An 11,824-nucleotide genomic window follows, 5' to 3' on the forward strand; every position below is an offset into this window, starting at 1 on the left:
ATGATGGGCTCCTTCGTGCGGGGCGTCGGGTGGGGGTCAGGAGGAAGAGCTGAGGACGAGGTCGCCAGTGGCGATTCTGCGGACCACGTCGATGAGCAGTCGGCGCTCGACGGGCTTGATGCGCTCGTGCAGGCTGTGCTCGGTGTCGCCGTCGAGGATGGGGACGCGCTCCTGGGCGAGGATCGGACCGGTGTCGACGCCGTCATCGACGACGATCACGCTGGCCCCGGTCTCGGCGACGCCGGCCGCGAGCGCGTCGCGGACGCCGTGGGCGCCGGGGAACTCGGGCAGGAACGCCGGGTGCGTGTTGATGAGGCGAGGCGAGTACTGTGCGACGAGCGACGGCGGAAGCAGGCGCATGAGCCCGCTGAGCACGACGAGGTCCGGCTTCCAGACGGCGAGCTGGCCGGCGAGTTCCGCACCCCACGCCTCGCGACTCTCGTGCTCATGCCACGGCACCGTGAAACTGGGGACGCCGAACTCCTCGGCATGGGCGAGCCCCTCGGCTTCGCGATCGGCGCCGACCACGATCACCCTGGCGGGAAAATCGGGATGACGAGCGGCCTCGAGGAGGGCGCGAAGATTCGAGCCGGTGCCCGAGATGAGAACGGCGACCGTGAGCACGCGCCCAGTCTACCGGGGCGCCGAAGCTCGTTCCGCCTGCGTCGCACGCACACCGGGAGCCGTCAGTCGCGGTCGTCCCTCGGCGGCGTGAAACCGCGGACATCATCCAGCGGAGCCGTGTCATCGAAGGCCTGCGTGTGGGGCAAGGGGATGCCAGGCACCGGGACCACGGACGCTGCGCTCGGATCGAGCTCGGACATCTCGGCTATCCACCGATCGGTGCGCTCCTCCGCCAGTTCATCGCGATGTCGTGGGGACAGGAGCAGGATCGCGGCGCCGACGAGCACCTCGAGGCCCAGGGCGAGCATGAAGGGCAGCGCCGCTGGTCCGACGTCCGACAGCCGTCCCGGTCCCATCGACCCGCTCGCCGGCACGGCGGCGATCCCGGCGATACCGGCGGTGACGACCGCGATCCCCACCGCGATGACGGCACGCTGCGCCGTTCCCAGCGGAGTGCCCTCCCAGAGGAGACGGGAGCGAACCGCCCACCCCGCGAACGCTCCGGCGGCGATCGGGACGAGCACCACGATCAGCATCCACATCGAGCTGTTCTCGGGCAGCAGTCCGAACACGGGGATGCCGGGCACGACTCCCAGCTGGGTGCCCGCAGGCGACACCGCGGTGCCGACGCCGACGGCGAACCCGGGGCCGGCGAGCCAGGACGCGACCCAGACGATGAGGGTCGGCAGGTACACCAGCTGCGCCAGGGTCATCACCGTCGCACCCAGCGCATCGACGCGCGAGGCCTGGAACAGCGCGACGACTTCACCTCCCCGGAACAGCGTCACCACCGCGAGGGCCAGAGCAGAAGCGCCGACCACGCCCATCAGGGTGAAGGCCGCGCCTCGAACGACGGCGGCGGGGACCGGTGCCCAGTCGTCGCGGACGTCGATGCGATCGTGCAGACGGTCGAGGATGCCGCCGTCGCCCTCTTCCCAGGCGATCCGGACGGCGCCGCACAGCGCGCCGACGAAGTAGACCGCCGCGGGAAGGGCGATCGCGAGCAGGAGGGGCGTCTGCGCCGCATCCAGCCGCGCCGTCAGCGCGACACCGGCGGAGATCGCGGTGAACACCACGGTGCCGGACACCACGCCGAGCAGCCAGGTTCCCGCCGTGGCGGCTCTGGCTCCGGAGCGCGCGGCGAACAGCAGTGTGAAGAGCAGGAATGCCAGCGGGGTGATCGACACCGCGAACGAGGCGGCCTGGGCGGGGATCGCGAGGGCGACCAGAAGCTCGTCAGGAATCGTCACCGCCAGCGGCACCCCGTGTCCGAACTCCCAGAGCGTGCCGGTGAGCGGCCAGAGCGCACCCCAGTCGGCGCTGATCCCGAAGGCGAGAGTCCACAGCAGCGTCAACGGCGCGAGCAGCACGACGAGACCGACCGCCGCGGCGATGGCGGCGTCGAAGGCGGCGAGGAGCGCGACGAGGAGGCGTTGCATAGCGCTTCGAGACTACGACGAGTTCCCGACGAAGCCCCGGGGGCGCGCGTGGGGTCGGCGACACGATAGCGTTTCTCCGGAGGTTTCCCGATGACAACTGCCCCGCCCGCCCCGGCACCCACCGAGCCCAAGAACTCCCGGGACCGCTTCTTCGAGATCAGCAAGCGCGGATCCACGATCGGCACCGAGATCCGAGGAGGTCTGGTGACGTTCGTCACGATGGCCTACATCGTGATCCTCAACCCGATCATCCTCTCCGGCAAGCCCGACGTCGCCGGAGACATGCTCAGCTTCAACGCCGTCGGCGCCGCCACCGCGTTGACCGCCGGCGTCATGACGATCCTGTTCGGTCTCGTGACGCGCCTGCCCTTCGGTTTCGCCGCAGGACTCGGCATCAACGCCTTCGTCGCGTTCTCCGTGGTCGGGCAGGTGACCTGGCCCGAGGCGATGGCACTCGTGATGATCAACGGTGTCGTGATCGTGCTGCTCGCGGCCACCGGGCTGCGGAAGGCGATCTTCGACGCCGTGCCCTTCCAGCTGAAGATCGCCATCACGGTCGGCATCGGCCTGTTCATCGCCTTCATCGGCTTCGTCAACTCGGGCTTCGTCACCGCGACCGGCGCCTCGTCCCCTCCGGTCGGGCTCGGCGTCAACGGCTCGGTCGCGACCGTGCCGACCCTGCTGTTCGTGATCACCCTGCTCCTCACCGGCATCCTCGTCGCCCTCAAGGTCAAGGGCGGCATGCTCATCGGCCTCATCGGCGGCACCGTGCTCGCAGTCATCGTCGAGGCGATCTGGCACATCGGCGCCCGCGGCTTCGACGACGAGGGCAACGTGGTCAACCCCGGCGGCTGGGGCCTCACGGTCCCGGCACTGAACGGCTCCCCCATCGGCATCCCGGACCTCAGCCTGATCGGCGCCGTCGACTTCAGCTTCGACCTGAGCAAGGTCAGCCTGGTCGCGATCGTGATGATCGTCTTCACGCTGCTCTTCACGAACTTCTTCGACGCCATGGGAACCATGACCGGCCTGGCGAAGGAGGCGAACCTCGCCGACGACAACGGGGACTTCCCCCGCATCAAGTCGGCACTGGTCGTCGAGGGCGTCGGCGCGATCGCCGGTGGTGCGACCTCGTCGTCCTCCAGCACCGTCTTCATCGAGTCGGGTGCCGGTATCGGCGAGGGAGCCCGTACGGGACTCGCGAACGTCGTCACGGGTGTCGTGTTCCTGATCGCGATGTTCCTGACCCCGCTGACCTCCATCGTCCCGACCGAGATCGCGGCCGCGGCCCTGATCATCGTGGGTGCGATGATGATGGCGCAGATCCGCTACATCGACTTCAGCGACTTCCGCGTGCTGCTGCCGGTGTTCCTCACCGTCTCGGTCATGCCGCTCACCTACTCGATCGCGAACGGCATCGGGGCGGGCTTCGTCAGCTGGGTGCTCATCCACGCGTTCTCGGGCAAGGCGAAGACCATCAGCCCGCTGTTGTGGGTCGTCGGCGCCGGCTTCCTGATCTTCTTCGCGAGAGGCCCCATCGAGGCGCTGTTCGGCGTCGGGATCTGACGCGAGAACACGAGGGGCGGATGCTGCGGCATCCGCCCCTCTTTCTGTTCGGTACCGTCGCCCGGATGCATGACCGTCGCACGGATGCATTGCCCACACGGGGTCCTCGGTCATGCAGGTGTCGGCCGATCATGCATCCGACAGGGCCTCAGGAATAGGCCTCGGCGAACTCCGCTGACGGCGCGATGGGCTCGATCACGTCGATCAGCACACCCCCGGGCGCCTCGACGATGAAGTGACGCTGCCCGAAGGTCTCGTCCCGAAGCGCGAGGCGCTCGACCAACCCGTGCTCACCCACGAGCCGACGGTGCGCTGCCGTCGCGTCGACGACCTCGACGTTGAGCAGCAGACCTCGGACGGGCTCACGGAAGCCATCGGGGATCGTCTCGTGACCCCGGTCGAGGAGCGCGAGCTCTCCTCCTTCGACGCGCAGGCTCACGTACCAGTCCGCCTCGAACGTCGTCTCGAAGCCCAGTTCCTCACGATAGAACTGCGCGGCAGCGGCGACGTCATCGACCATCAGAACCGGGTAGAAGCTCGTGATCTCCATGAACTCTCCTTTACATACAGTGTGTTTGTAACATCGGTGGCTAGAATACATACAAGTCGCACGTAAAGGAAGTCCCATGCCGCGAGCATCCGCTGCCGACGCCGCCGAGACGGCGCGACGCATCCTCGAGACCGCCACCGCGCACTTCGCCGAACACGGCTACGCATCCTGTTCCGTCGATGACCTCGCACGCGCCGCCGGAGTGACCCGCGGGGCCGTGTACCACCACTACGCATCGAAGCCGGGACTGTTCGCCGCGGTCGCCACCCGCCAACAGCAGAGCGTCGCCGAGGCGATCGTGGCCGCGACGAGGGACAGCACCCCGGAGACCGCACTCCGCGAGGGGAGCCATGCCTACCTCGACGGCATCACGGGCAGGACGGCCGCGCGCGTACTCCTCATCGACGGACCCTCCGTGCTCGGCTGGGAGGAGTGGCGCCGCCTCGACGCGGAGGGGCCGGAGCGCGAGCTGCGGACGGGACTGCGTGAAGCAGGAGCCCCGCCCGCGCTCCTCGACGCCCTGACCGCAGCCCTGTCCGGCGCCATGAACGAACTCGCCCTCTGGCTCGCCGTTCGCCCGGACGACGCGGCGGCACGACAACAGGCCCACCGCGCACTCGACGCGCTTCTGGACACAGCTGCCAGCCGAAGCTGAGCGGTGCTTGCGCGGCCACCGTCGACCGCGCGAGGGTGGAAGCCCGACGACCGGGAGGAGCTGCGTGCACATGCCACACGACCATCACGCCCCCTCTCGAGGCAGCTGTCGGCACCGTCGCCCGGATGCATGAGCATCGCACGGATGCATGACCCACACGGGGCCCTCGGTCATGCAGGTGTCATCGGGTCATGCAGCCGGTCAAGCGGCCGGGCATGAAAGAAGGCCCCGGGGTGGAGCCCGGGGCCTTCAGATCAAGCGTAACTCAGATCAGAGCGACTCGATGATCGCGCGCATCAGATCCGCCGTCTCGGACGGCGTCTTGCCGACCTTGACGCCGGCGGCCTCGAGGGCCTCCTTCTTCGCCTGAGCGGTACCGGCGGAACCGGAGACGATCGCACCCGCGTGACCCATGGTCTTGCCCTCGGGGGCCGTGAAGCCCGCGACGTAGCCGACGACGGGCTTGGTGACGTTCGCCTTGATGTAGTCGGCCGCCCGCTCCTCGGCGTCGCCGCCGATCTCGCCGATCATCACGATCGCCTTGGTCTCGGGGTCGGCCTCGAACGCGGCGAGCGCGTCGATGTGCGTGGTGCCGATGACCGGGTCGCCGCCGATGCCGATGGCGGTCGAGAAGCCCAGGTCGCGCAGCTCGAACATCATCTGGTAGGTCAGGGTGCCCGACTTCGACACGAGGCCGATCGGACCCTTGCCGGTGATGTTCGCGGGCGTGATGCCGACGAGCGCCTCACCGGGGGTGATGATGCCGGGGCAGTTCGGTCCGATGATGCGGGTCTTGTTGCCCTTGCTCTGCGCGTACGCCCACGCCTCGGCCGAGTCGCCGACGGGCACGCCCTCGGTGATCACGACGAGCAGCGGGATCTCGGCGTCGATGGCCTCGATCATCGCGTCCTTCGTGAAGGCGCCGGGGACGAAGGCGATCGACACGTCGGCGCCGGTCTCCTTCATGGCCTCGGCGACCGATCCGAAGACGGGAAGCTCGACGGCGTTGCCGTCCTTGTCCGTGTGCGAGACCGTGGTACCGGCTTTGCGGGCGTTGACGCCACCGACGACCTGGGTGCCGGCCTTGAGCATCAGCGCGGTGTGCTTGGTGCCCTCGCCGCCGGTGATGCCCTGGACGATGACCTTGGAGTCCTTGTTGAGGTAGATAGACATAGCTCTGGTTCCTTGTGTCTCAGGCGATCAGGCGTTGGCGAGCTCGGCGGCCTTGTCGGCGCCCTCGTCCATGGTTGCGGCCAGGGTGACAAGCGGGTGCGCGTACTCGGCGAGGATCGCGCGACCCGCGTCGACGCGGTTGCCGTCCAGACGCACGACGAGCGGCTTGGAGGCCGTGGCGCCCAGCGTCTCGAGCGCGCCCTTGATGCCGTTGGCGACGGCGTCGCACGCCGTGATGCCACCGAACACGTTGACGAAGACGCTCTTGACCTGCGGGTCGCCGAGGATGACGTCGAGGCCGGCGGCCATGACCTCAGCCGAGGCTCCACCACCGATGTCGAGGAAGTTGGCGGGCTTCACGCCGTTGTGGTTCTCGCCGGCGTAGGCGACCACGTCGAGCGTCGACATGACGAGTCCCGCGCCGTTGCCGATGATGCCGACCTCGCCGTCGAGCTTCACGTAGTTCAGGCCCGACTCCTTGGCCTTGGCCTCGAGCGGGTCGGCGGCGTCCTTGTCCTCGAGCGCCTCGTGCTCGGGGTGGCGGATCTCGGAGGCGTTGTCGTCGAGCGTGACCTTGCCGTCGAGCGCGATGATGTCGCCCTCTTCGGTACGCACGAGCGGGTTGACCTCGACCAGCGTCGCGTCCTCACCCTTGTACACGTCGAACAGCTTCACGAAGACGTCGGACACCTTGTCGACGAGGTCTTCGGGGAAGTTGGCCGCACGAGCGATCTCGACGGCCTTCTCCTTGTCGATGCCCGTCAGCGGGTTGACCTCGACGCGCGCGAGCGCCTCGGGGCGCTCGACCGCGAGCTCTTCGATCTCCATGCCGCCCTCGACCGAGCAGAGGCTCAGGTAGGAGCGGTTGGCACGGTCGAGCAGCACGGAGAAGTAGAACTCCTCGGCGATACGCGCACCCTGCGCGACCATGACGCGCTTGACGACGTGGCCCTTGATGTCGAGGCCGAGGATGGCCTTCGCTGCCTCGTACGCCTCGTCGGGCGTCTTGGCGACCTTGACGCCGCCCGCCTTTCCACGGCCGCCGGTCTTCACCTGAGCCTTGACGACGACCACTCCACCGATCTTCTCGGCGGCCGCCCTCACCTCTTCAGGGGTGTCCGCGACGATGCCGGCGAGGACCGGCACTCCGTACTTTTCGAAAACGTCTCGTGCCTGGTACTCGTACAGATCCACTGTGGTTCCTTCACTGGGCTGCTGTCTGGTAATTCTCTCGATGTCGAGACATCGACCAGTCCCCCAGCCTACTACCTCGGCCTGGGCGCTCCTGCGGCCGCGAGGCCGCCCTCCCTCAACGCAGCGGGGGAACGCCGACTCGTCGCACCGGCATGCCGGCCAAGCGGAGCTGACGCCTGATCGCGAACGGCGTGAACACGAGCGCGGCACCGACCGCGACGATCAGCGGACGCACGACGACCACGGGCAGACCGCCCACGAAGGCGACCAGGATCGCGACCACGAGGACGACGGCCAGCACGACCTCGACCATCAGGAGTTGGCGGCGCACCGAGGCCCCGTCGTCCGCCAGGGTGGTCTCCCGCCCCCGCACCCGGATGTGCTCGGTCCACCGCACCCCGTCCCACCACCGCCGGGTGCCACGTCGCCGCGTGTCGAACCAGCCGGCCGGGATCCCGTCGTCTCTCACGCTCCTCAGTATGACGGCGATGCCTGGGCGTCTCCGCGCGCTCCGGTCTAGGCTTTCGCCATGCACGAATCCGCAGAACTGCGCACCGGCGTCGTCGCCGCCGCGCTCGAACTCTTCAACGCCCAGGGGTTCGACCAGACCTCGGTGGAGCAGATCGCGAAGGCCGCCGGGGTCTCCCGCTCGACGTTCTTCCGTCAGTTCGGCGGCAAGGAGGACGTCGTCTTCGCGGATCACGAGGTGCTCCTCGAGCAGCTCAGGGAGTTCCTCGACGAGGGTCATGACGATCCATGGGGTGCCGTGTGCGCCGCCTCCGAATCCGTCTTCGCGCACTTCGCCCGCGACCCGGAACTCGCCAGGCGTCGCTACCAGATCGTGCGCCAGGTCCCCGTGCTGCGCGAGCGCGAGATCATCACGGTCTTCCGCTACGAACGACTGTTCGACGACTACCTGCGCAGCGCGCTTCCCGGCGTCGATCCGCTCGACGCTGTCGGCTTCGCCGCTCTGGTCACAGCGGTGCACAACCACGTGCTGCGCCAGCTGCTGCGTGGCCGCAAGAAGGTGCCGCTGTCTACGCTCCAGACGGCGCTGGTCGATGTGCGGCGGCGCTACGGTGTCGCGGCCGATGAGGCCGCGTCCGCTCCGGATGACATGGTGGTCGCCGTCTTCCCCCGCTCCATGCCCATCGCAGAGGTGAGCCGCAGGCTGCAGTCCCAGCTCGACTGACGCGTCCCGGTCGTGGAACCCAGTATCGAGGAGTACGATACTTGGTGCCACGAAGGAGCCCCATGAGCACTGCAGCCTCCCCCTTCCCCGGCGAGCGCGTCTCGTCGTACGACATCACCGGACGTCAGGACAGCGACTACTACGCGGTCTTCACCGACATCCCCTCCGCCGACCGGGAGGCGTGGGACCGCGCGAAGGCCTACGTCGACGAGGTCGCCCCGCAGATGGCGGATGCCTGGGACCGTGCCGAGTACCCGCTCGATGCCGCACGCCGGATGGGCGAGATGGACCTCGTCGTCGACGGGGTCCAGCACCCGTCGCTCACGAGCCTGTCGCCCCTCGCCGCAGGCCTCGTGAACATGGAGATCTCCCGCGGTGACGGCTCGCTGGGCACGATCCTCGCGGTGCAGGGCGGACTCGCGTTGCGCACCCTGGCCCTGTTCGGCTCCCCCGCGCAACAGGAGCGATGGCTGACGGCCCTCGCCGACGGTTCGGTGCTCGGTTCGTTCGCTCTGACCGAGCCTGATCACGGCTCCGACTCGGTATCGCTGGAGACGGTCGCCCGCCGCGACGGCGAGAGCTGGGTCATCCGCGGCACGAAGAAGTGGATCGGCAACGGCGCCTCCGGCGGTGTCACGTTCGTCTGGGCGCGTGTCGACGACGAGGGCGCCGACGATCACGGTGCCGTCCGGTGCTTCCTCGTCGAGCAGGACACCCCCGGCTACACCGGCACCGTGATCCGCGGCAAGGCCTCGCTGCGCGCCATCCACCAGGCCCACATCGAGCTCGACGACGTGCGGGTGCCGCTCGATGCCGTACTGCCGGGGACGAAGAGCTTCAAGGACGCATCGACCGTGCTCTACGCCACCCGCTCCGGTGTCGCCTGGTCGGCACTGGGGCACGCGACCGCCTGCTACGAAGCGGCGCTGGCCTACGCGACCCAGCGCGTGCAGTTCGGAAAGCCCCTGGCGAAGTTCCAGATCGTCCAGGAGCGCCTCACCCACATGCTCGAAGACCTCACAGCCATGCAGCTGTACTGCCGGCGCATGGCCGACCTCGAGACGGCCGGCGAGCTGCGTCCGACTCAGGCGTCGCTGGCGAAGTTCCACAACACGCGTGCCGCGCGCCGGATCGCCTCGACCGCCCGTGACCTGCTCGGCGGCAACGGCATCCTGCTCGAGAACGGCGTGATGCAGCACCTGGCCGATATCGAGGCGATCCACACCTACGAGGGCACCGAGAGCGTGCAGGCCCTGCTGCTCGGACGCGACATCACGGGGATGAGCGCCTTCGCCTGAGCCTCCGTCCGCGAGGACCGGTTCACCTGCGCCGCGCGCGCACGTGGCGCTCGCGACTCGCTGCCGCCCCGGCCACGGCCTGGACGCCGAGCAGCAGGACCAGCGCCACGACGGGGACGCCCCACCCTCCGACGGCAGCGTGCAGCACGCCAAGACCGATCGGGCCGAGCCCTGCCAGCAGGTAGCCGATCCCCTGGGCCATGGTCGACAGGTGCGCGGTGTGCTGTGCGTCGGGGGCACGCAGCACGATGTAGGTCAGCGACAGCGCGATGGCCGCACCCTGACCGAGTCCGAGGAGGGTCATCCACACCCAGGGCGCGGCTCCGCCCGGCGCGACCAGAAGGCCGATCAGACCTGCCGCGCACAGGAGTGCGGAGAGCAGGACGGGAAGCCAGCTCGGCCGCAGGTGTCGCAGCATCGTCGGCACGAGCAGCGCGGCGGCGATCCCCGGGAGACTCGAGTAAGACAGCAGCAGTCCCGCCTCGGACACCGGCACGCCGGCGTCCTGCAGCATGGTCGGGATCCAGGTCAGGGCTGCGTAGTAGCTCAGACTCTGCAACCCCATGAATCCGGTGACCGCCCAGGCGACGGGATCACGCAGCAGAACCGACATCCGCGGCTCGTCTCGAGGCTCGACGATCGCATCCGCGGGAGCGCCTGTCGCGGGCGAGCGGACCGGCGCTCCCGGGACCCCGCGCAACGCCCACGGCAGCCACACCACCAGCGCGAGCACGGCGGGAATCGCCCAGACCGCGAGGGCACCACGCCAGGAACCGTCGAGAGCGGTCATGAAGGGCACCGTGAGGGCCGCAGCCGCCGCAGCACCGAGGAAGAGCGCGGTCGAGTACAGCCCCATCATGAGCCCGACGCGGTGGGCGAAGTCCTGCTTGATGACAGCGGGCATGCACACGTTCGCCACTGCGATGCCCGCGCCGACCAGCACAGTGCCGCCGAACAACGCCACGGGTGAGGGAAGCAGGCGGACGCCGATGCCGATCGCCACGACGACCATGGTCAGGGCGAGCAGCCGATGCAGGCCCACCCAGCGCGTCAGCGCCGGCGTCAGGAAGGCGAAGGCGCCGAACGCGAACACCGGGATCGTGGTCAGCAGTCCTGCCGCGGCTGCCGGGAGCCCGAGGCTCCGCTCCATCGCGGGGAGCACGGGCCCGACCGAGGCGACGCCCATGCGGAGGTTCAGCGCGATCAGGAGCAGGCCGACGCCGACATAGATCCCGGTGAGGACTCCACCACGACGAACGGACGGCGTCAGTGGGGTCGGGGCGGTGTCGAACGGTTCCTGCATGGTGGTCATGCTTCGAGTCCAGCATCCGCGCCGTGCGTCAGGAAACACGTACACTGCAGTCTGATGTCGAATACCCGCCAATCCCGAATGGTCGACCTGCACCTGGTCGATTTCGACGCGCTGACCACTCTCCCCCTGGAGGGCGCCTACCGGTTCGCGCACGCCGAGACATCTCCGCGTCATGCTCATCCGCTCGGACATCTGGTGCATGCCGCCTCCGGTGTGCTCTCCCTGCTCACCGACGACGGAGCCTGGATCGCGCCCTCCACGCGCATGGCCTGGGTGCCCGCCGGCGCCGAGCATCGCCATCGTGCGCACGGTCGCACCGACATGCGCATCGTGCACCTGGACGACGAACTCGCAGCACTCCTGCCCTCCGCTCCTGCCGTTCTCGTCGCCACGCCTCTTGCGCGGGAGGCGCTGCTCGCGATGACGTCCGACCGCCCCCGCAGCTCCAGCGCACTGGACCATCTGCGTCATGTCGTCGTCGACGAGGCGGTGACGGCGCCGGAGCAGCCGCTGCATCTGCCCGAGCCCCGAGATCCGCGACTGCGCAGGGCGGCGCGCATCGTCGAGCATGACCTCGCCCGCCCCGTGCCGCTGGGTGAGCTCGGCATGCGCACCGGTACGGCCGAACGGACGCTGAGCCGCCTGTTCCAGCAGGAGACCGGGATGGGCTATCGGCAATGGCGTCTCCAGCTGCGGGTGCACCGCGCACTCGTCCTGCTCGCGGACGGAGCTTCGGTCACCGGGACGGCTGCCGCGTGCGGCTGGGCGACGACGAGCCAGTTCATCGAGCAGTTCACGCCGCTCGTGGGGATGACCCCCGG

At 68.9% G+C, this 11,824-nt stretch carries 12 protein-coding genes; 5 read left to right on the plus strand and 7 right to left on the minus strand.

The window, feature by feature from the left end; genetic code table 11:
- Positions 1–36: 36 nt before the first annotated feature.
- Both purN and DSP71_RS13910 read right to left on the minus strand, forming a co-directional pair.
- A complete protein-coding gene (purN, locus tag DSP71_RS13905) occupies positions 37–624 on the minus strand; it encodes a phosphoribosylglycinamide formyltransferase (protein ID WP_113681388.1) in 588 nt (195 codons plus the stop codon).
- A gap of 62 nt (positions 625–686) precedes the next feature.
- Positions 687–2,063 carry a DUF6350 family protein gene (locus DSP71_RS13910; RefSeq protein ID WP_113681389.1) on the minus strand — a complete coding sequence of 459 codons (1,377 nt, stop codon included), beginning with the start codon at positions 2,061–2,063 and terminating at the stop codon, positions 687–689.
- A 90-nt stretch (positions 2,064–2,153) separates the two neighbouring features.
- Between DSP71_RS13910 and DSP71_RS13915 the strand changes: the two genes are divergently transcribed.
- Positions 2,154–3,629 carry an NCS2 family permease gene (locus DSP71_RS13915; RefSeq protein ID WP_113681390.1) on the plus strand — a complete coding sequence of 492 codons (1,476 nt, stop codon included), beginning with the start codon at positions 2,154–2,156 and terminating at the stop codon, positions 3,627–3,629.
- 148 nt (positions 3,630–3,777) lie between these two features.
- Here DSP71_RS13915 and DSP71_RS13920 read toward each other — a convergent pair whose 3' ends face one another.
- Positions 3,778–4,179, minus strand: coding sequence for a VOC family protein (locus DSP71_RS13920; RefSeq protein WP_113681391.1), 402 nt, complete (start codon positions 4,177–4,179; stop codon positions 3,778–3,780).
- A gap of 76 nt (positions 4,180–4,255) precedes the next feature.
- Between DSP71_RS13920 and DSP71_RS13925 the strand changes: the two genes are divergently transcribed.
- Positions 4,256–4,834 carry a TetR/AcrR family transcriptional regulator gene (locus DSP71_RS13925; protein WP_113681392.1) on the plus strand — a complete coding sequence of 193 codons (579 nt, stop codon included), beginning with the start codon at positions 4,256–4,258 and terminating at the stop codon, positions 4,832–4,834.
- 270 nt (positions 4,835–5,104) lie between these two features.
- Here the strand turns inward: DSP71_RS13925 and sucD are convergent, their stop codons facing one another.
- From sucD to DSP71_RS13940, 3 genes are all read right to left on the minus strand, one after another.
- Positions 5,105–6,007, minus strand: coding sequence for a succinate--CoA ligase subunit alpha (gene sucD, locus DSP71_RS13930; RefSeq protein WP_046748816.1), 903 nt, complete (start codon positions 6,005–6,007; stop codon positions 5,105–5,107).
- Positions 6,008–6,034: 27 nt separating this feature from the next.
- Positions 6,035–7,201: an ADP-forming succinate--CoA ligase subunit beta gene (gene sucC / locus DSP71_RS13935; RefSeq protein WP_113681393.1), complete on the minus strand. Its 1,167-nt coding sequence runs from the start codon at positions 7,199–7,201 to the stop codon at positions 6,035–6,037.
- 115 nt (positions 7,202–7,316) lie between these two features.
- Positions 7,317–7,670: a DUF2510 domain-containing protein gene (locus tag DSP71_RS13940; protein WP_113681394.1), complete on the minus strand. Its 354-nt coding sequence runs from the start codon at positions 7,668–7,670 to the stop codon at positions 7,317–7,319.
- Positions 7,671–7,730: 60 nt separating this feature from the next.
- On the opposite strand from DSP71_RS13940, the gene DSP71_RS13945 reads away from it, so the two are divergent.
- Both DSP71_RS13945 and DSP71_RS13950 read left to right on the plus strand, forming a co-directional pair.
- The gene (locus DSP71_RS13945) at positions 7,731–8,393 is read left to right on the plus strand and encodes a TetR/AcrR family transcriptional regulator (protein ID WP_046748814.1); all 663 of its coding nucleotides are present in this window, start codon (positions 7,731–7,733) and stop codon (positions 8,391–8,393) included.
- A 62-nt stretch (positions 8,394–8,455) separates the two neighbouring features.
- Entirely contained in the window at positions 8,456–9,691 is a 1,236-nt protein-coding gene (locus DSP71_RS13950) for an acyl-CoA dehydrogenase family protein (protein WP_113681395.1), read from the plus strand.
- A gap of 22 nt (positions 9,692–9,713) precedes the next feature.
- Here DSP71_RS13950 and DSP71_RS13955 read toward each other — a convergent pair whose 3' ends face one another.
- Positions 9,714–11,003 (minus strand): MFS transporter, encoded by a 1,290-nt coding sequence (locus tag DSP71_RS13955; protein ID WP_113681396.1) that lies wholly within the window; start codon positions 11,001–11,003, stop codon positions 9,714–9,716.
- A gap of 54 nt (positions 11,004–11,057) precedes the next feature.
- Here DSP71_RS13955 and DSP71_RS13960 point away from each other — a divergent pair.
- On the plus strand, positions 11,058–11,824 hold a 767-nt coding region (locus DSP71_RS13960; protein WP_147251320.1), incomplete at its 3' end, for a helix-turn-helix domain-containing protein.

The organism is Microbacterium sp. H6 (assembly GCF_003314775.1).
In the GTDB taxonomy this organism is placed as follows: Bacteria; Actinomycetota; Actinomycetes; order Actinomycetales; family Microbacteriaceae; genus Microbacterium; species Microbacterium oxydans.